Genomic DNA, 20,218 nt, shown 5'->3' with positions numbered 1-20,218 from the left:
TACGAGCGGGCATCTCGCCGGTTCAGTGTATTCGCAGACGTTGAGGAGCGCGCTAATGGCACGGGTTGAAATCAACGACGAATGGATGGAGGCGCAACTTGGCGAGCGGCTGCTCACCATTGCCCGACGGAACGCGGCCCATATTGGTTTCTATTGCGATGGCAACGGTCTGTGTACAATGTGCGAATGTCGCATTCTCAGCGGCGCCGATCAACTCAATCCGCCTACCGAAGCCGAATTCGTCTGGCTTCCGAAGTCGCGTCTCGCCGATGGCTACCGCCTCGGTTGCCAGGCGGCCCTACGCGGCCCTGGCCCCGTGCGAGCGCTCACTCGCGCAGAGGAGTTGCGTCGCCAGTTGCTCGCGGTAATTAACCCGCCGCCCGGCACAACTGCCGCCGAGAATCTGCGCCCCTTCCTGGCGAACGTGGCCATGGTGAACTGGGAGCACATTGGAACCTTTCCCTTCAATCTCCTGCGTACCCTGAACCGCATCGGACCAGTGCGCTTCATCTGGCCGATAAACGACCTGAACCTGTTTATCCGTGACACCGTGCGGATCACCCAGCGCATGCTCAGCGGCGGCCAACCCCTCACGGTCAGGGTCGTTGAACCGCCCACGCTCCCCAGAGAGGGTGACTAGCGGCGACACCGCACAGGATGGGCATGCAGAAAGATTGTTCTGGGAGAGCCAGACCCTTCTCAGGCGCAGGGTTTTTCGAGCGAGCAGGGGTTTTCGGCATTCCAATGCGCTTACGATCCTCACCCCCCGCCCTCCTCTCCCGCGAGCGGGATAGAGGGGAGTTGGGCGTCCCGATGCCCCGGATGGCGCATGCACCGCGAGCGTGCGCCGGAAAACCCTCCACCTGAGAACCCCTGGCAGGAAGGTTTGAGTGGATAGCGCGCGAGCGGGGTGCGGGCAATGGGCCCGCACCTCCTGGTTTTGTCAGACGAACGGGAGGCAAGCAACCTCTACCTGGCGCGCCTCCGGGACTAGACTGGCCTTAGACGAACGGCCGACAGTTCTGGAGGAGACGCCTGATGAACCTGCAGACGACCATACCCTCGCCTGAGACGAGTTCGATCCCCTCCACCGTCGCGCAACTCGATCTGATGGATCTGCCCAGCCTGGCCTGCCGCGCCTGGCGAGAGAGCCAGCGCTTTTACCGGCGCGAAGAATATGACCAGCGCTACGCATACGAGTTGTTCCGCCGCGCCCTGGTTGAAGGCGATAACGCCGCATGGGGCTGGATCTTCGAGCATTACACCCCCCTGGTCGAGCACTGGGTGCGGCGCACCGGGGCCTTCACTGTCAGCGGCGAGACGAGCGATTACTTCGTTGGCGCGGCCTTCATCCGCTTCTGGCGGGCCATTCCGCCAGAGCGCTTTAACACCTTCCCCACTCTGGCGGCGTTGCTCAACTACCTGCGCCGGTGCGCCGCCTGCGTGGTGATTGACGCGGCGCGCGGCCAGTCCTTTGCCGACGTGTTGCCCGAAGAGCAAATCAACTGGAACCAGCAGCGCCTGGGGCATATTGATGAAGAAGCCACCGCACGGGTCAGTCGGGAGGAGTTCTGGCAGTTGATTGATGGGCTGCTGACCGGCGAGGCCGAACGGGTGGTGGTGCGCTGCTCGTATCTGCTGGGCATGAAACCGGGCGAGATCTATGCCCGCTGGCGGAATCTCTTCGCCAGCGTCGAGGAGATCTACATTCTCAAGCGCCATATTCTGAGCCGGCTGCGCCGCAGCCCCGAGTTGCAGCAGTTGTATTCAGGCGCGGTTGCGATGTGATCTCCCGGGCCGGGGTATGAGGAAACCAGCTTTCCCAACGTTACTGAGGAAACCCGCCTTCCCCGCCTCCTGACCGGTAGTGGAACGCCTCACTCCTCGGCAGGGGCGTGGGGAAACTCGGTTTCTCCACATTTTTGTCGGCAGCGCAGCGTGCTACAATACTCAGGGTATTCATCTGCTGGCGGAGCAGCGCATGGCACAGGGAAATGGAGCCGCCCCGCTCATTGAAGCCACAGGCCTGCAAAAACGCTATGGCACAACCTTTGCCGTTAAAGGCGTTGACCTGGCCGTGTACGCTGGCGAAATTGTCGGCTTTCTCGGCCCAAACGGCGCGGGTAAAACGACCACAATCAAGATGCTGACCGGCCTGTTGCGCCCCAGCGCGGGCATTGCGCGCATCGGCGGCTTCGACATCCAGCGTGAGCCGTTGCGGGCGAAGGCGTTGCTCGGCTATGTGCCCGACCAGCCCTATCTGCCCGAGAAGCTGACCGCTCGTGAATACATCCAGTTGATCGCCGGGCTGTACCGCCTCGATCCGCGCCAGGCGGCGCAACGGGGGGAGGAGTTGCTGCACCTGTTTGGCCTGGCCGAACGCGGCGACGCATTGCTCGGCAGTTACTCCCATGGCATGCGCCAGAAAGCCGTGGTTATCGGCGCGTTGTTGCATAACCCGAAGGCTTTTTTTCTTGACGAACCCACTGTGGGTCTGGACCCGCGCAGCGCCCGCTTGATTAAGGATATCCTGCGCGAGACCGCCCACCAGGGCGCCGCCATCTTGATGTCTACCCACATTCTGGAGATTGCTGAACGCATGTGCGATCGCGTGGTCATCATTAATGAAGGGGTAATCGTGGCGGCGGGAACGCTCGAGGAACTGCGCGCTGGCGGGCAGGCTTCGCTCGAAGACATTTTTCTTGCCCTTACCGGCGGGGCTGAGGCGGCAGCCATCGCCGAGGCGCTCGGTTGACTCCGGGGAAAGGGACTTTCCCCATACCTCTGCCTGTGCACGCAACCTTCCAGGTTGCGTGCACGGGGAGAACCATGGCGCCCCTCTCGCATAGTATCCGGTGACGGTCATAACCATGCTCCAGGCCATCTGGGTGCTAGCGCGCGCCCGGACGCAGATCTGGCGCAACACCTTCTGGCGCGGGCGCCTCGTCAGCAAACTCGGGCTTCTCGCGCTGGCGGCGCTGATCAACCTGGCGGCGCTGGGGTTGTACAACTTCACCCGCTTTGTCATCGGCGGTCTGCGCGACCCGCAGTTTGTTGAGATGCTGCGGCAGGCCGCCGCGGAGAACCCGGATCTCCCGGCCGATCCCATGCCCGTGCTCACGGCGCTGCCCGGTCTGGCCTTGCTGGCGGCGCTCACGCTTCTGATCTTCTCCAGCTTCGGCAGTCTCCTCGCATCGCTCTACCTTTCGGGCGACCTGGATATGCTCCTGGTTGCCCCGATACCGATGCGGGCCGTATTCGTGGTCAAGTTCTTCGGCGGCCTGCTGCCTCAGTATCTGCTGCTCTTCGCTTTGCTCGGCCCGGTCCTGCTCGGCTATGGCCAGGGCATGGGCTACGGGCCGGGCTACCACCTGTGCGCAGTACTGGTGGTAGCGCTGCTGCCCCTGCTGCCCGCCGGACTGGGCGCGCTACTGGTGATGGCCGTGGTGCGGGTATTGCCCGCGCACCGGGCTCGCGAGATTGTGAGCGTGCTGGGCGGGGTGATCGCCGTAGCGTTTTATGTATTGAGCCAGTTCGTGGACGTCTGGATCCCCCAGGTATCCACGCCCGACACGCTGGCCGCGCTATTGCGCGCCGAGCTGCCAGTGCTGCCGTCAACCTGGGCCGGGCGGGCGCTGGTCGCCGTGGGTGAAGGCCGACCGGCGCCGGCGATCTTCTACGGAGGTCTGTTCGCGACGCTCTCCGTAGCCGTGTTCACGGCCTGTCTGGTGGTGGCGGAACGACTGTACTACACCGGCTGGAGCAACCTGGCCATCCAGCGAGGGCGTCCGCGGCGGCGGCGCGGGGCGGGCAAGGGAGAGGGCCGCCTTGCGCGCGTCCCCCGGCTGCGTGTTGTCGTCCCCCTGCCTCCGGAGGCCCGCGCGATCCTGGCGAAGGATGTGCGGCTGTTCTTTCGTGACCTGAGCAACCTCCAGGCGCTGATCTTTCCGATCGCCTTCGCGCTGATCTGGTTCTACCAGTTACTCGCAGACCGTCCCGACCCCCGGGCATCCGCCGATGGTCCGGCGTGGCTCGGGGAGACAGGCGGCATCGGCATGCTGGCAATCGTGTTCTTTATTTGCCTCAGTCTTTCCAGCGCGCTTGCCGGCGCGGGCATCAGCCGCGAGGGCCGGGCGTTCTGGATGCTCAAGATCGCGCCCATCAGCCCGCTGAACATCCTGCTGGGCAAATTCCTCCTGGCCTATCTGCCCTTCCCCACGGCCGGTTCGTTCTTCCTGATCGTTTTCGCTATAGCGCAGGGTAGTGATCTGCTCACGCTGGCGCGGCAGTGGGCGCTGCTGATTGTGGCCGGGTTGGGGTGCGCCGCCTTTGGCATCGGAGTGGGGGCGGCCTTTCCCCGCCTGAACTGGGAAAATCCGAAACAACAGCGCACCTGGGAGAGCGGCTGTCTCGGAGCCCTGTTTTACCCGCTCTACCTGGCGGTGGTCGTCGGACTGGTCATCGGCGCGGCGGCCCTGGGAACGCGTCTGACGGGCGCGGCGGGCCTGGGAGTCCGTCTTGCGGGCTGGACCGGCGCCGTGCTTGTTACCGGCGTCGTGGTCTGGTTAAGCGCGCTGATTGGGGTGCGCGGGCTGGAGCGGATTGAAGTGTAGGAACGAAGGGTTCCCGAGCAAGGGCGCCAGGAAAGCCGGTTTCCCATCGTTACTTCAGGCTAAACGCATCCACCTCCACGCCAGCGCGGGTTATAAAGCGGGCATGCAGGGCGGACCAGTCGGCTTGAACCAGCATAGCGCCGTGATCGGCATTGAAGAAGATCCGGCTGCCTTCGAGGCCGGTGAAGCCCCGGGCGTAGCGCGCGCCGCCGCCAAGGCCGTTAACGATATAGGTGATCCCATCACGCTCGACGCGCTCGTAGGTGTGGTCGTGGCCCCCCAGCACCAGATGCGCTCCCCACTCCGCGAAGGGCCAGCGCATCCAGGTTGAGGAGCCGTGGTGACCCGAGGAGTAGGGCGAGTGGTGCAGCGCCACAATGTTCCAGCGGGCGGTCGAGGCGGCAAGTTCACGCCGGAGCCAGTCGGCCTGCACGGAGTCGGCGCTGACGCCATCAGGTTCGCCGGGCATGCTATCGAGGGCAAAGAGACGCACCGGGCCGCGTTCGACGCTGTAGTAGCGCTCGTTGCCGGGCAGGCTGAAGTAGGCCAGATACGGCTCGGGATAGCCGACGCTCCAGTCGTGATTGCCAAGCACCGGCCAGAAGCGGTTCTCCGTGGCGCCCGGGCCGTAGGCCCCGCGGTAGGGGGCAATAAACTGGCTGTAGTACTGGCCGATGTTCCGGTCAATCGTCTCGGCGCGCCCGTCGGGGTAGTTGTTATCGCCAGTCGTGACAACAAAATCAGGCGCCCAGCCAGTGACCAGGGCAGCCACGGCCGCTGCGGCTTCGCCAGCCAGTCCGTAGTCGCCGATCACCGCAAAGCGCGTGGGCGGTTCGACCGTGGGCCGGGGCTCAGCCGTGGCGGTCGGCGCTGACGTCGGGGACATGGTTGGAGCCGGGACAGGTTCGGTCTGGGCCTGCAATGGAACGGACACGGGTTCGGTCGGACGTGGCGGCTGCCAGCGTGAGAGTTGCCGTTCTTCGGCGGGGGGTTGCAGGCCACAGGCAGCCAGCGCCGCGCTCACAGCGGGCAGGCCCAGGCCCAGGGCCAGGCCGCGGGCGATCAGCTCGCGGCGGCTGAGGCGCCGATGCAGCCCCTCTTCCACCAACCGGGCCAGGCGCTCAATCTGGTCGGGAGCGTCGCTCATAGGTTATCCCTGCCGCTGCCGATCAGTCTCATCCAGGGGAACCAGGCGCTCGCGAAGGGCGAGCAGGGCGGCCTGGGTGCGATCCTGCAAATGCAGCTTGGAGAGAATGTTGGAGACGTGGGTTTTCACCGTGCGCTCGCCGATAATCAGATGTTCGGCGATCTCGGCATTGCTCATGCCCCGCGCAATACAGGCCAGCACCTCGCGCTCGCGCTCGGTGAGCAGGTCGAGGGGAGAAGAGCGGGCGCCGCTGAGTTCCTGCATCAAGCGCGAGGCGACGCTGGGGTGCAGCGTCGCCTCGCCGCGGCGGGCGGCCCTGATGGCCCGCACCAGGTCATCGGGGCCTACGTCCTTAAGGAGGTAAGAGAGCGCGCCGGCTTTGATCGCCGGGAAAATGCGCTCGTCTTCGCTGTAACTGGTGAGCACAATCACCTGGGTGCTCGGAGAGACCTGCTTGATCTGGCGCGTGGCTTCAATGCCGTCCATTTCGGGCATTACCAGATCCATCAGGGCCACATCAGGAAGTACTCTGGCGACCAGGGCGACCCCTTCAGCGCCGCCACCGGCCTCGCCGACCACCTCGATTTCGGGGTAGGTGTCGAGAAAGGCCCGCAGTCCCTTGCGGACGACGGCATGGTCGTCAATCAACACAATGCGGATCGGTTCATTGCTCATAAGGGCTTCTCCAACGGAAAGGCTGCAGGCTTCTCGGCGACGGGCGCGCCATCACGAAAGCCTTCGCGCCGGGCGGGCAGGGTTACGGCGATGGTTGTGCCCTGGTTCGGGGCGCTGCGGATGGCGATCCGCCCGCCGAGGGCCTCGGCGCGTTCGGTCATACTGTGGAGGCCAATGGCGCGCGGGTTGCGCGCGGCGTCGGGATCGAAGCCGCGCCCCTCGTCGCGCACCTCAAGGGTCACCACATCGTCATTGTAGTGGAGAACGACCTCAGCCTCGCGCACGCCGCTGTGGCGGGCCACATTTGCCAGGGCTTCCTGCACAATGCGGAAGAGGGCCTGTTCGTGTTCCAGGGGCAGGGGGCGCTCGCCGGTAATGCGCAGCGTGACATAGAGACCCTGCCGCTCGCGCAGGGCGGGCACCAGGTCGCGCAGCGCCGGCGCCAGACCGCGCCCATCGAGAGCCGCGGGGCGCAGGGCGAAGATCAGGCTGCGCGTCTCCTCGAGGGCGCGCCGGGCGGACTCCTCGATCTCAACCAGGCGATCGAAGGTGAGATCGGGCCTGGTCTGGAGCGTGCGGCGGGCGGCGGCGGCGAGCATCGTCAGACTGAAGAGCTCCTGGCTGACGCTATCGTGCAACTCGCGCGCGAGGCGGTTGCGTTCATCGAGGGCGGCGAGCTGGGCGGCCTGTTCGGCCAGTTGAGCATTACGGTCGGCCAGGAGCCGCAGGGAGCGCAGGCTCTCGGAGAGTTGATCGGCCATGGCATTGAACTGGCGCCCGAGCTGGCCGATTTCATCGCCCGAAGGATCCTCGATGCGCCGGCTGAGATCGCCGTCGGAAAGATCAATGCTGGCCTCGGTGAGGCGGATGATGCGCCGGGCGAACCCGCGTCCGACGATCCAGGAATAGAACATGCCGATAGCGCCGCTGATCAGCAGCCAGGGCACGATGAAGCTGACCAGATAGGGCGCCAGGCTGGTCAGGATCAGGCCGATGGGCGGGAAGGAGGTTAGTTTCAGGAACAGGACTCCAGCCACGGCGCCATCGGGGTCAAAGACGGGGGCGGTGGCGATGGGCTGATGGTCAGGATGGCTCCACGCCGCCAGTTGCTCGGTATCGGTGATGCCACGCATCGCCCGCAGCACCAGTTCACCGGCCGGCCCGGGCTCGTTGAGCGGCTGTCCGGGCACATGGTCCTGGAGGTGGGTGCTGGTGATCACGCGCCCCTGAAGGTCAAGCAGCGTGATCAACACTTCGTCGGAGAGCTGCAGGGTTTCGGGCGCGGTTGTCTCGCTATCGCCGATGCCTGAGGCGTTGCTCGGGTCGTCCCGTAAGGATTGCGAGAAGTGTTTAAACTGGGCGATCAACTGATCGAGATCACCCTCAGGATCGGCGATTTCCTCGCTCACGATACTCGCCAGGTCGCGGGCCGACTGGGCGATAGCGCGGGGAATGAAGGGGGCATTGAAGATGTACACCAGCCCGGCGAGGAAGACAACGATCATCGTCAGGGCCAGCAGCAAGGAGACGGCCAGAAAGGCGCCGGTGAGCTTCCAGCGAATGGTCGAAAATCGTTTGCGCAGCGCCGATAGCACGAGATGTCTCCTCACGCGGAACTGAAGGCCCTTTCCGCCTCTGCCGGTTGTCAGGTTCATTATAGTACGAGCGGAGCGTTCCGGGGTGAGCATAGAGGGTCGGCAGTCCTCACCCGCCGGTCTCTCCTGAGCGCCCTTCTCCCAAATTTATCCACATGATGTCAACAATTATTCGCGTGTTGACATGGCGCTATGTCCGTGCTATAGTGCTCCCATCGCCAATAGACCAACATTTAGTGGTCAACATAAGAGATCGTTCCTATATGTAGTAGACAAGCCTTCCTGAACGACTATTTCGGAGCAGGCGGCTGCTGTCGCCAGTGAGAATAGCTTTACACAGATGGCAGGGCTGCTCTTCAAGCGGCCCTGCTGGAAGCAGGGGCCGGGGGAAACCAGGTCTCTCAAGAGTATCTGGTCACGGGAACGCTAACTGATTCCGAAAGGAGCAAGACCAATGGCCCGATCAACCGCTGATGCGCCAGCGGCACTCACTGAGATCGCCAGGACGGTGCTCAAGAAGCGTTACCTGATCCGTGACGAGCAGGGCAACGTGGTTGAGACGCCGGAGACGATGTTTCGCCGTGTGGCCGACACCATTGCGGCGGTGGAGCAGCGCTACGGCGCCAGCGACGAGCAAGCGGCGCGCTGGTCTGACACATTCTATCACCTGATGACCCAGGGCATCTTTGAGCCGAACAGCCCGACCTTGATGAACGCCGGGCGGCCACTGGGAATGCTGTCGGCCTGCTTTGTGCTGCCGGTGTACGATAGCCTCGAAAGCATCTACGATACGATGAAGCACGCCGCCCTGGTGCACCAGTCGGGGGGCGGCACAGGCTTCGCCTTCAGCAACCTGCGCCCGCGCAACGACGTAGTGCGCTCAACCATGGGCGTGGCCTCCGGCCCGGTCAGCTTTATGGAGGTCTACAATTATTCCACCGAAGCGATCAAGCAAGGTGGCACGCGTGGGTCATAGACTACGGCGCGTGTAAAATCTCGCGAATTGCTGGGACGCCCTGAGAGCTCTCTTGCCACAACGTAGCCGGCAACGGCAGGCGTGACGGCTGGAAAAGTAGAGAGATTGGGTTATCAGCAGCCAAGCCTCCGGGGCGACCCGGAGGAAGGTTCAGAGACTACCGAACGCCAGTGGGGTTGCCTTGCAACCAACGGAAGCTCCACAAGCCAGTAGGACTCGGTGAGGAGCAATCCTGCCGGGTGGCGCGAGACGGGGTCCATCGAGGGGCTCCCTGTTCATCACTCGATGGGCGCTGATGAGAGAGTCCGACCTCGCACCGAAAGGGCGAGAGCCAGGCAGAAATGACCTGGCCCCGCAACGGCGGAGTAACAAGCCGGCGTGGCGCAAATATGGGCATCCTGCGGTGTGATCATCCGGATATTCTGAGTTTCATCACATGTAAACTCGATATTACGAAGATCACAAATTTCAATATCAGTGTCGCGATTACTGACGCTTTTATGGACGCGGTGAAGAACGATGCCGTGTACGATCTGATTAACCCACGTACCGGCCAGGTGCATATCGCTTCCCGCGAAGGGCTGAAACACCCCCTCACCGGTGAACTGCTGGTCCCGCCGGGCCAGCCGATGCGGGTGCGCGCGCGGATGGTCTTCGATCTGATTGTGCAGTGCGCTCATGCCACCGGCGAGCCGGGGTTGTTCTTCATTGACCGGGCCAATGAGTACAACCCCGTGCCGCACATGGGCCAGTACGAGGCCACGAACCCCTGTGGCGAGCAGCCGCTCCTCCCTTACGATGTGTGCAACCTCGGTTCGATCAACCTGGGCAAGTTTGTTACTGCTCAACGAACAATTGACTGGGATGCGCTGCGCGAGGTCGTGCATCAGAGCACCCGGTTCCTCGATAATGTGGTGGATGCGAACAACTACCCGCTGCCGCAGATTACCGAAGTGAGCCAGCGCATTCGCCGCATCGGCCTGGGGGTGATGGGCTGGGCCGATATGCTTGTCCGTCTCGGCGTGCCCTACAATTCGAGCGCGGCCATCGAACTGGGGCGCGATGTGATGCGCTTTGTTGACGAGGAGGCCAAGGTCGCCTCCGAACAGCTCGCCGCCGAGCGGGGGGTTTTCCCCGAATGGGAGCGTTCCATCTGGGGCCCCGACGCCACCTGCGCCCGGCGCCCTGATGGGGCCCGCGTGCGCCCCGAGCGGCGCCTGCGCAACTGTAACATTACCACCGTGGCCCCCACCGGCACGATCAGCATGATCGCCGGTTGCTCGTCGGGCATCGAACCGCTCTTTGCCATCGCCTTCTGGCGCTACCAGGCCGAAACGCGGATGCTCGACGTGAACCAGGACTTCGTGGAGCAGGCGCGGCGCGAGGGCTGGTACAGCGAGGCGTTGATGGAGCGCATCGCCAATACCGGCCATATCCATCACCCCGAGGTGCCCGCCGAGGTGCAGCGGGTCTGGGTCACCGCCCACGACATCAGCCCCGAATGGCACGTGCGGATGCAGGCGGCCTTCCAGGAGCATACTGACAGCGCGATCTCGAAGTGCATCGCCGCAGGGACGCTGATCCCCACCTCGCAGGGGTTGATGCGCGTCGAGGAGTTTGCCGAGACGATGCAAGCCGACACCTTTACGCCCCTCGATGGTACGATCCTCACTGCCCAGGGCCACCGGATTACCCGGCACTACCATGCCGGCTACAAGCCTGCGGTCACGATCACCCTCGACAACGGCGCCTCGCTCACCGGAGCAACCGGCTCCCACCGTGTTCTCACTCCCGGCGGCTGGCGCGTGATGTCGGAACTGAAACTCGGCGATGTGGTGCTCGGGCGGCTGGCGGCCTCGCACGGTCCCGGCGGCGCGCCCATCGGGGGGCCAGTCAGGCCCTTCGCATCCGCCAACGGATCCATCCGGCTGCCCGAGCGTATGAGTCCCGATGTCGCACTCTTCCTGGGCATGCTGGCCGCCGCCGGCCACATCGTTGCAACAACCGGTTTCATTGGCCTTGCCTGCGCCGACGAGGGAGTCGAGCGAACTTTCGGCGAAGTGGTCGCGCGACTGTTTGGCGAGGCGCTCCGGGTGCTCGAAGACCGGCGCGCGGGGAGGCGGGCGCTTTACCTGACTTCGCGCGAGCTTGCGCGCGATGTCGCCAGCCTGATCGGCGACGACGCCAACAACCGGCGCATCCCCGACCAGATCCTGGTTGGCAGCGCGGGGGAGAAGCTGGCCTTTCTTGCCGGCCTGTCGCTGGGCGGTTACCTGGAGCCGCGCACGAACGTGCTCTACGTGTACGATGGCACATCTGAGCGGCTGGGCTATGAGGCGGCCGAACTGTGCCGCAGCTTTGGCCTGCCGCTGGTGCGCCAGAGGCGGCTGGAGGTTCCGGGGCAGGCGGTGAGGCACGGTGTTGCGGTCTCCAACGAGTTGCAGGGAGTGATCCGCTGTGTAGAGAGTCACAAGAACGCGCCAAAGCCAGCCGATCAGGAGTACATGGTGTTTGTGGGCGATCGGGCCAGTGCGCCGATTGCCGCCAATCACCCCGCCTTCGCCGCCATACAGGCGATGCGCGAACGTGGTTATAGCTGGTGCAATCGGAGCGTGGCCGAGCGCATGGGCTGGCCGACCGATGTGCTCGCCTACAGCGTAACGGCAATCGAGGACGCCGGTCTGGTTGATCTGTACGACATCGAGGTGGAGCAGGCGCACGAGTACGTGGTCAACGGGATCATCTCCCACAACACGATCAACTTTCCCCACGACGCCACGCCCGAGCAGGTGCGTGAGGCGTATGAACTAGCCTACAGCCTGGGGTGCAAAGGCATCACCGTGTACCGCGACGGATCGCGAGCAAACCAGGTGCTCTCGACCGGCACCACCACCACCCCGGCTCAGCAACCTGCCGTTCCGGCGCAACCGCCCGCCGAAGCCTCTCCAGCGCCCGCGGCGCCACTGGTGCTGGAGCCGCGGAAAGTGCCCGCCGAGGGCCTGCCTAGCCACTCCTACCCGGTAGTGACGCCCCTGGGCAAGCTGCGGCTGTTCGTCACCGAACTTGACGGCCAGCCGTTCGAGGTCTTCGCAATCATCGGGCGCGCCGGGAGTGATGTGCTGGCCTTCACCGAGGCGATCGGGCGTCTGCTCTCGCTCTCACTCCGTTGCGGGGTGCCGGTGAAGCTGCTGGCCGAGCAACTACGCGGCATCGGCGGGGCGCGCTCGGCCGGCTTCGGCCCTGACCGGGTGCGCTCGGTGCCCGACGCTATCGGCAAAGTCTTGCAGGACCACTACGTGCACAATGAAGAGCCCCGCGGCCCCAAACCCCTCAAGCCAGGGGTAGGCGGCGTCAGAGAGGCGACCAATGGCCATTATGGACCAGAGGCTGCCTCATATACGGAGCCTGGCATGCACACTGAGGCGGTCGCTACCGGCGAGATCTGCCCCGACTGCCAGAACGCCACGCTATTCTACGAGGAAGGGTGCCGTAAATGTTATACGTGCGGGTATACCGAGTGTTGAGGTGAAAGTATCCTCCCCCTCTCTCCCTGCCCCCTCCCTCTCCACAGCCGTGGAGAGGGAGGGGGCGGCGCGCCGTCCGGGGTTTCGGAGGAGACCCTACGTTCGCGAAGCGGCCAGCATGCTCGCCAGCATGCCCCCGGCCCGCTGGCGCGTCACATTCCACGAGGCGCGCAGGAAAGCAAATACGTTCACCGTCGCCATCAGGGCGAACTCTTCGAGCAGGGTCGTCTCTTCGTCCAGGAAGCGCAGCACGCGCTGCGGAGCGTTGCGGCTGAAGAGTTGCTCGAAGAAGGTGTGACCTCGTTCCAGACCCTGGTCAAGCACGTGCAGCAACACGCTGTCCATCCAGGCATGCCGGCTGAGGGGAGGCTCGGAGTAGAAGGGCTGTCCGGTGTGCCGGAGGCTGGCGGCAATCCGCGCCGACTGCCGCTGGATGCGCTGGAAGGTGTAGCCGGTAGAGGCTTTGGTCATGCCACCAGCAGTGCCGATGTTCATCACATGCGGGCTGGGCCGGCGCTCGAAGGGAATATCGGTCATAGGGATGACACCGTACTCTATGTGCTGGATAGCGTAGCTCTCAACTCCCAGTTGCTGGCTAATGTAGCGCTTGAGTCCGGTATCGTAGACCTCTTGCGGCTCCAGTTCAGGCGAGAAGAGAGTGTACTCCACCAGAGCCGTCCGCTCGTCATAGGGCAGGACATAGACAAACCGCACATCATTGCGCTGTTCCACCCGGAAATCCATAAAGGTTGCTGCGCCGGGGTCAAAGACCGGATGTGAGGTGGTGATCACCCAGCCTTTGAAGTGTTGGAGCCAGTAGGTGTGGCCAGGGGGACGCGGAGCGGGGCGGTAGATACTGTTGAAGGCCCAGGTCCCACGGATCTCCTCCCCGTCCACCCAGACCGCTACGCCGCCGGGGACCTCGGCGATCCGCTCAACCCGGCCCTGCAGGCGCGTGATGTTGGGCCGGGTAGCGATCCAGTTGTGCATGAAGCGGTAGAAGTCTCCGCCCTGGATCATCTTATAACGGTAGGGTCGAATGGCGATCCGTTCCGAGTAGCGCTCGCTGTGGAACCAGAGTTGATCCCAGCTTCGCGCTACCAGGGCTTCGAAAGGACCCGGGCCGACTTCCCAGAAGCACCAGGTGCGATCATTACGCTGTTTAGCGTCCTGATCAATGATCAGAACCCGACGATCGTGCAACCCCGCCCGATCCAGATGGTACGCAAGGCTCAATCCGGCCGCCCCACCGCCGGTAATGATATAGTCGAAGTGACTCACCGTCGTCTCTACCCTTCATCAATCCTGTTCCCGTGAGCAGTGTAACACAGGCTTCAAGCCATGGTTGAGGGGCGAGCGTCCCGTTCTGAAAGCTACGCCTTGCGTTTGTGGGTAAGGCGAGAAGGTAGAGAGGCACAGCCAGCACCAGCGAGCGCGGTTCGAAGGTAAACAAGATTGATGGTCCGGCGCTCACCTCCACATCTCCACTGCTCAACATCTCTACAGAAACCGGTCCATAGAGCCATAGCAGTTTGGGGCGTCTCTCCTCAGCAGGAGCGAAACGCTGTCCGACGCCGGGATCAGGTCCCGGGCGCGTGCAGGGCCAGATTCTCCAGCACCAGGTTGGGATTGGCGTTGTCACGGAGGTGCTGGGCCGCCTGGCCCAGCCGGGTGACGAAGGCGTAGATCTGGGAGAGGGAGTGGCGCCGCGCAATCCGTTCCAGGTCGGCCCGGCGGTCAATATTCACGACCCCTTCGGGGTTGCCAGCGGCGACGAGCAGCACGTCGCGCCACCAGCTTTGCCACAACTCCAGCCAGGCGAAGACGCTCTCCTGTTCGCCGCCACGGTACTCTCTGGCTCGTTGCTCGGCCCAGCGCATCGCCTCGCTGCGTCCCTGATCATGGACGGCGAGCAGGGCAGCGAGTTGCTCGTTGCGCCGGGCGAGCGCATCGGGCGTCTGCAGTAATCGCAGCGCCTGACCGATACGCCCGCCGCTCCAGGCAGCGAGCAACGCCGCAGTATCAGGATCGGCGCCCCGGCTAAACAGCGCCGCGACCACCTGAGGCCGGGGGAGCGGGCGCAGACGCAGGGTCCGGCAGCGGGATACGATAGTGGGCAGCAGATCGTGACTATCGGCCACCAGGATCAAGGTGGCGTAGGGCGGCGGCTCCTCAAGCGTCTTGAGCATGGCATTGGCGGCCTCGTCGCTGAGCCGCTCGGCATCATGGAGGATGAACACCCGACGCCGGCCCTCATACGGTCGGAGAGAGATATCGCGCTGCCATTCGCGGATGGTGGCGATCTTGAGTTCTTTCTGGCGGGCAGCCTCTTCCGCTTTGGCAGCGGCAGCCTGGCTCTCCATACTGGCAACGCGCACATCGGGATGATTGCCGCGCTCGATGCGCCGACAGGCGCGGCAGGCCATGCACGGGTCGCCGGCCCCGTGCTCGCAGTTGAGGGCCTGCGCCATCCGCAGCGCCAGCAGGCGCTTGCCCACTCCAGGCGGGCCGCTGAAGAGATAGGCATGGGCGTCGGCGCCGAAGCGGATGCTGATTCGCAGTTGCTCGACCGCCCATTCGTGACCGATAATGCCCCAGGGCATCCCACTACACCTTTCGCAGCACCAGCACCGCGTTCACGCCGCCAAATCCAAACGAGTTGGAAAGGGCGATCTGCACTTCAGCAGGGCGGCTGACATTGGGCACATAATCCAGGTCACACTCCGGATCCGGCTCATCGAGGTTGATCGTTGGCGGAATGCGGCCGTGGCGCATAGTCAACACCGTCGCAGCGGCTTCGACCGCGCCGGCGGCGCCGGTGAGGTGCCCGATCATAGACTTATTTGCACTGATTGGCACGCTGTAGGCGTACTCGCCGAAGACGAGCTTGATGGCGCGGGTCTCGGCCAGGTCGCCGGCCGGGGTGGCGGTGGCATGGGCATTGATATAGTCCACCTGTTGCGGATCGATGCGCGCATGATGGAGCGCCAGACGCATCGCCCGCGCCGCGCCAAGCCCCTCGGGGTCGGGCGCGGTGATGTGGTAGGCGTCGGCGGTGGCACCATAGCCGGCGACTTCGGCCAGCAGGGGCGCGCCGCGACGCCGGGCGCTTGAGAGGCGTTCCAGCACCAGCACCGCTGCCCCTTCGCCGGGCACAAAGCCGTCGCGACGGCGATCAAAGGGGCGCGAGGCCCGCGCCGGGGCAGCGTTATGGCTGGTGCTCAACGCGCGCATCACACAGAAGGCGCCCAGACCCAGTTCGGTGATCGGCGCCTCAGCGCCTCCGGCAAGCATGACCTCGGCGTCGCCGCGCTTGATAATCTCCGCCGCTTCGCCGATGGCCTGGGCGCCCGCCGCGCAGGCCGTGCTGATTGCCGAGGTGTAGCCTCGCAGCCCCAACTGGATGGCCACCTGACTGGCCGGCATATGGGGCAACGCCGCGGGGATGAAGAACGGGCTGATCTTCATGCCTCCCTGCCGCGCCAGGGTGAGCGCGGCCTGTTCCGCGTCGGGCAATGAGGTAGTGCCGCAACCGATAAGCGTGCCAATCCCCTCAGAGGTGCCGGCGTCAATGCGCAATCCAGCCATCTCGACCGCCATGCGCGCCGCGGCCACTGCCATCTGACTGGCGCGCGACATGCGCCGCGCCTCGCGAAGCTCCATAAACTGCTGGGGATGGAAGTTCGGCACTTCTCCGGCGATCTGGCAGGGGTAGGCGCTCGGATCAAAATGCGTGATGCGCCTGATCCCGCTGTGACCGGCCACCAACCCCTCCCAGAACGGCTCGATGCCGACACCGAAGGGCGAGACCACGCCCAGGCCAGTGATCACGACGCGTCGATCATCCTGTTCCTCATCAACGGACAGGGGCTGCGGCGCGGCGATCGGCGCCTCGTGGAGCAGGACGTCGGCAAGCAGTTCATTAATCTGCGCTTCGAGATCGTCAGTCTCGAACGCAGGGAGCAGGCCAAGCAATTCTCCTCGCGGAGCCGCCAGGGGGCTGATCGCCGTCCGCGCCATACGGATCTCCTTGGCATTGATTGGGCGCTATCGGCGTATAATAGCACGGCCTGGCGGCGGTCGCAATAAAGGGCGCGAAAGGGCAGCAGGCCCTCTCAGGCCTCCTTTTGCGAATAGGCGATATACAAGGCCCTCGGCTAAAAAAAGCGGTTTTCAGAGGAGCTTTGCTCCTCCGAAAACCGCTCATCTCGTATTAGACGCTCATTCGAGGGGCGCACACCGCCACGATGAAACCGCTGACAGCCGGCTATCGGCCAGTACCACATCAGCCCCCCAGTTCCGACATGCCGCGCAGGGTTGGCAGCACGCCTTCGGGCAGACCATGGCCCCAGGGCTTCAACTGCACCGCGTGGCGGATCAGTTGCTCCACCTCGGCCTGCGTCGCCCCGGCGCGGATGGCTGCCCGCAGATCCACTTCGTCGTCGCGGAGCAGGCAGAGGTGCAACCGCCCGTCGGCGGTGAGGCGCATGCGGTTACAGGTAGCGCAGAAGGGATCGGTCACGGCGCTGATAAAGCCAAGCTTGCCCGGCGCACCCGGGATGCGGTAGCGCCGCGCCGGGTCAGAGGGGTCCTGACCATAGGGGATCAGCGGGCCGAAATGGGCCTCGATGCGGGCGATCAGTTCGGCAGTGCTCACCACGCCCTCTTCGGCCAGGCCAGCCACGCCGGTCAGCGGCATCACCTCGATGAAGCGGAACTCCCAGGGGTATTGCGTGGTCAGGGCGGCCAGTTGCACCACCTCATCATCATTCATCCCGCGCACCACCACGGCGTTGAGCTTGATCGGGTGCAAGCCCGCCTCATCGGCGGCCTGAATGCCCGCCCAGACCTCATCGAGATTGCCGCCGCGGGTCATCTGGCGGAACTTTACCGGGTCGAGGCTATCAATGCTGATGTTCACCCGATCAAGCCCGGCAGCTTTGAGCGGCGCGGCAAGGCGCCGCAACCGCAGGGCATTGGTGGTCAGAGCGATCTGTTCGATGCCGGGGATGGCCTTCATCGCGCGGATCAACTCGACCAGATCCTGGCGCAGGGTCGGCTCGCCGCCGGTAAGGCGCAGCTTACGGAAGCCGGCGGCGGCGGCAGCGCGCACAACCAGCAGCAACTCGTCGTTGGTCAGCAACTCGGGGCGGGGCTGGAAGCGCATCCCTATCGCCGGCATGCAGTAGACACAGCGCATGTTGCAGCGGTCAGTGAGCGAGACGCGCAGGTAATCAATACGCCGGCCAAAGCTGTCGTGGGCGGGAACATCGGTCGGATAGCGCGGAAGGCGCTGCGGCTCGTAGAAGCTAATGGGGATGACGCCCTTCATCGGGTGTTCGTTGGTCATGGCACGCCTCATTGCGATGGGAGGTGTGGAGGTGTGGAAATGTGCAGGTGCGGGCGTTCCCCTGTAACTCCCCGCACCTCTACATCACATCGCTACAGCTCCACACCTCTACACCTCCACAGTCCCACAAACTACCTACGCAGCGGCGAACTTGAGTACACTGATCCGCGCGGCGAGCTGGCGCGCAATCTGGCGGAAGAGATCGGCATAGGCGTCGGGGGCGTCGCTGATCACTGCCGGCACGCCGCTGTCGCCACCCTCGCGCACGGCGATACCCAGGGGGATCTGGCCCAGCAAGGGTACGCCCAGGCGCGCCGCGAGGCGCTCGGCGCCGCCCACGCCGAAGATGTCATAGCGTTTCCCTGTGTCGGGGGCGACGAAGTAGGCCATGTTTTCGACGATGCCCAGCAACGGCACGTTCACTTTCTTGAACATCTCCATGGCCTTAATAACATCAGCGGTGGCCACGGCCTGCGGCGTGGTGACAATCAAGCTGCCGGTGAGAGGCAGGCTCTGCGCCAGTGTTAACGCCACATCGCCGGTGCCGGGCGGCAGATCGATGATCAGGTAGTCGAGGGGCGCCCAGGCCACGTTGTAGAGGAACTGACGGAGCAACTGGCTCACCATCGGTCCGCGCCAGATCACCGGCTGGCTCTCGTCAATTAGAAAGCCCACCGAGATCAGCTTGATGCCGTGGCCCTCCAGCGGGATCATCATTGCCTCGCCCTTCTCGTTCTGAAAGGCTTCGGGTTGCCCGCGCACCCCGAACATCAGCGGCATGCTGGGCCCGAACACATCGGCGTCGAGCAGCCCGACCCGCGCGCCCTCCAGGCCCAAGGCTACGGCGAGGTTAGCCGCGATGGTGCTTTTGCCCACGCCGCCCTTGCCGGCGGCCACGGCGATCACATTCGCGACGCCGGGAATGGGGGCCTGCTCAGGGATGCCCGCCGGGCGGCGCGTGTTGGAGGTAAACTCGATGCCGACCTCTTCCACCCCTGGCAAGGCCCGTACCGCCGCTTCGGCCTCCGCGGCGATCTGATCCTTGAGCGGGCAGGCTGGCGTGGTGAGTTCGATAGTGAAGCTCACGGCCCCGCCGTTGATCTTCACGTCCTTGACCATGCGCCGTGAGACAATATCGCCGCCGAGCTCCGGCTCCTGTACCTGGCTGAGGGCGGCAAGCACCTGCTGCTCGGTAATCTGGGGCGAGCCGCGCGTGAAAAGGCCCATGGACGTACTCCGGAAGTCTTGCTGGAGGTATCCGTTCCTGGCGAAATGGGATTGGCCGATTTCTATTATACCAGAGATTTATGAAAGATAAACCTGTCGAAAGTCTCGGGGCCGGGCTGGCGCTACTGCGCCTCTAGTAATGGATGTAGGACGGCTACGCCGCCGACCAGAACCCGGAGTTGAGAGCTTGCGCAGGATGATGTCGAACCAGCTCGGTGTCGTCTGGCGACCTCACGGGGCTTCAGGAGCAGCGAGGTCGTCACGCACAATTACCACCGCCTGTTCCGGGGTTACGTAGCTATAGCGACGGTTGCCGGGCTGCACCAGCAAGTTCGGGCCGCGATCGCAGCGGTCCTGGCACCCGCTGAGGTGCAGTTCGACGACGCCGTGCAATCCGGCTTCCCACAGAGCATTCTCAAGCGCTTCACGCGTGCCCGGGCCACGCGCCGCGCAATGAGGACCGGTGCAGAGGTACAGGCGGCAGGGCATGACTGCTTTTCTGGCGGGGAGCAGGGAGTGGGGAGCGGGGAATGCTAGAGGCGTCGTTCCACCTTCCTGCTCGCTACTCCCTGCTGCCCACTCCCCGCCCCTCGGTCGCTCTCAGGCTCGATATGCCTCAGGCTCGGTGCGGCCACACACCCAATGAGAGGGGCGGCGCCGCCAGAGACACCACGTTTTTGCCGCGGTAACCACCGGACTCGTAGGCGATCTTGCCGATGGGAACGGTGTTCGTCATAGTAGCACCGCAACGCGCGAGATTCAACTTCCCTTCACCTGTTAACGGTCGTGCAATAATCGTGCAAAGGCCGGCGCGATGCATGGGACGCTCCCGAGGAGTCAGGCGCGGAGAGATGAAGCCAGGAGCAAGAAGTTCTGTATGGGCGCCCCGGGATCCCAACCCGTCAGTGAGGCCGCTACCGCCAACTGACAACCTGGAAGCGGCGGCAAAATTTCAAGCCGCCGTGACCTGCTCGCGTTGACGCTGCCTCTCCGCCGTGGTACAATTGACTGCGATCGTCGGGGTAGCTCAGCGGTAGAGCAAACGGCTCATAATCGTTAGGTCGCGGGTTCGAATCCCGCCTCCGACACCACCGGGCGAGTGACACCAGCA

The 20,218-nt window shown here is 64.2% G+C and carries 15 protein-coding genes and 1 tRNA gene; 7 read left to right on the top strand and 9 right to left on the bottom strand.

Annotation, left to right across the window (positions count from 1 at the left end; all coding sequences use genetic code 11):
* Positions 1 to 55 precede the first annotated feature (55 nt).
* The 4 genes from NZU74_05095 (at position 56) to NZU74_05080 (ending at position 4,613) form a co-directional block, all read left to right on the top strand.
* The gene (locus NZU74_05095) at positions 56 to 640 is read left to right on the top strand and encodes a (2Fe-2S)-binding protein (GenBank protein MCS6880686.1); all 585 of its coding nucleotides are present in this window, start codon (positions 56 to 58) and stop codon (positions 638 to 640) included.
* A 398-nt stretch (positions 641 to 1,038) separates the two neighbouring features.
* Positions 1,039 to 1,788, top strand: coding sequence for a sigma-70 family RNA polymerase sigma factor (locus NZU74_05090; protein MCS6880685.1), 750 nt, complete (start codon positions 1,039 to 1,041; stop codon positions 1,786 to 1,788).
* Between the two features lie 193 nt (positions 1,789 to 1,981).
* On the top strand, positions 1,982 to 2,755 hold the full coding sequence (locus NZU74_05085) for an ABC transporter ATP-binding protein (GenBank protein ID MCS6880684.1): 774 nt from the start codon (positions 1,982 to 1,984) through the stop codon (positions 2,753 to 2,755).
* Positions 2,756 to 2,870: 115 nt separating this feature from the next.
* Positions 2,871 to 4,613 (top strand): hypothetical protein, encoded by a 1,743-nt coding sequence (locus NZU74_05080; GenBank protein ID MCS6880683.1) that lies wholly within the window; start codon positions 2,871 to 2,873, stop codon positions 4,611 to 4,613.
* A 49-nt stretch (positions 4,614 to 4,662) separates the two neighbouring features.
* On the opposite strand, the gene NZU74_05075 is transcribed toward NZU74_05080, so the two are convergent.
* Genes NZU74_05075 through NZU74_05065 form a run of 3 tightly spaced genes read right to left on the bottom strand, consistent with a single transcriptional unit; the run spans position 4,663 to position 8,030 of the window.
* Positions 4,663 to 5,760 (bottom strand): metallophosphoesterase, encoded by a 1,098-nt coding sequence (locus tag NZU74_05075; protein ID MCS6880682.1) that lies wholly within the window; start codon positions 5,758 to 5,760, stop codon positions 4,663 to 4,665.
* 3 nt (positions 5,761 to 5,763) lie between these two features.
* Positions 5,764 to 6,435, bottom strand: a complete 672-nt coding sequence (locus NZU74_05070; GenBank protein ID MCS6880681.1) for a response regulator transcription factor — start codon at positions 6,433 to 6,435, stop codon at positions 5,764 to 5,766.
* Positions 6,432 to 8,030: a histidine kinase gene (locus tag NZU74_05065; GenBank protein MCS6880680.1), complete on the bottom strand. Its 1,599-nt coding sequence runs from the start codon at positions 8,028 to 8,030 to the stop codon at positions 6,432 to 6,434. The genes NZU74_05070 and NZU74_05065 overlap by 4 nt, the downstream gene beginning before the upstream one ends.
* A gap of 454 nt (positions 8,031 to 8,484) precedes the next feature.
* On the opposite strand from NZU74_05065, the gene NZU74_05060 reads away from it, so the two are divergent.
* Positions 8,485 to 9,006, top strand: coding sequence for a hypothetical protein (locus tag NZU74_05060; protein ID MCS6880679.1), 522 nt, complete (start codon positions 8,485 to 8,487; stop codon positions 9,004 to 9,006).
* 341 nt (positions 9,007 to 9,347) lie between these two features.
* The gene (locus NZU74_05055; GenBank protein MCS6880678.1) at positions 9,348 to 12,530 is read left to right on the top strand and encodes an adenosylcobalamin-dependent ribonucleoside-diphosphate reductase; all 3,183 of its coding nucleotides are present in this window, start codon (positions 9,348 to 9,350) and stop codon (positions 12,528 to 12,530) included.
* Between the two features lie 96 nt (positions 12,531 to 12,626).
* On the opposite strand, the gene NZU74_05050 is transcribed toward NZU74_05055, so the two are convergent.
* From NZU74_05050 to NZU74_05025, 6 genes are all read right to left on the bottom strand, one after another.
* Entirely contained in the window at positions 12,627 to 13,811 is a 1,185-nt protein-coding gene (locus NZU74_05050) for a lycopene cyclase family protein (GenBank protein ID MCS6880677.1), read from the bottom strand.
* Positions 13,812 to 14,110: 299 nt separating this feature from the next.
* Positions 14,111 to 15,133, bottom strand: coding sequence for a DNA polymerase III subunit delta' (gene holB / locus NZU74_05045; GenBank protein MCS6880676.1), 1,023 nt, complete (start codon positions 15,131 to 15,133; stop codon positions 14,111 to 14,113).
* 4 nt (positions 15,134 to 15,137) lie between these two features.
* Positions 15,138 to 16,550, bottom strand: coding sequence for a beta-ketoacyl-ACP synthase II (gene fabF / locus NZU74_05040; protein MCS6880675.1), 1,413 nt, complete (start codon positions 16,548 to 16,550; stop codon positions 15,138 to 15,140).
* 265 nt (positions 16,551 to 16,815) lie between these two features.
* The gene (moaA, locus tag NZU74_05035; GenBank protein MCS6880674.1) at positions 16,816 to 17,880 is read right to left on the bottom strand and encodes a GTP 3',8-cyclase MoaA; all 1,065 of its coding nucleotides are present in this window, start codon (positions 17,878 to 17,880) and stop codon (positions 16,816 to 16,818) included.
* 135 nt (positions 17,881 to 18,015) lie between these two features.
* Positions 18,016 to 19,107: an Mrp/NBP35 family ATP-binding protein gene (locus tag NZU74_05030; protein ID MCS6880673.1), complete on the bottom strand. Its 1,092-nt coding sequence runs from the start codon at positions 19,105 to 19,107 to the stop codon at positions 18,016 to 18,018.
* 231 nt (positions 19,108 to 19,338) lie between these two features.
* Positions 19,339 to 19,596: a (2Fe-2S) ferredoxin domain-containing protein gene (locus NZU74_05025; protein ID MCS6880672.1), complete on the bottom strand. Its 258-nt coding sequence runs from the start codon at positions 19,594 to 19,596 to the stop codon at positions 19,339 to 19,341.
* A 527-nt stretch (positions 19,597 to 20,123) separates the two neighbouring features.
* Between NZU74_05025 and NZU74_05020 the strand changes: the two genes are divergently transcribed.
* A tRNA-Met gene (locus NZU74_05020) sits at positions 20,124 to 20,198 on the top strand.
* The last annotated feature ends 20 nt before the right edge of the window (positions 20,199 to 20,218 follow it).

The organism is Chloroflexaceae bacterium (assembly GCA_025057155.1).
Lineage (GTDB): Bacteria > Chloroflexota > Chloroflexia > Chloroflexales > Chloroflexaceae > JACAEO01.
The sequence above is the reverse complement of the archived record's forward strand: the minus strand, read 5'-3'. Positions and strand labels throughout refer to the sequence as shown.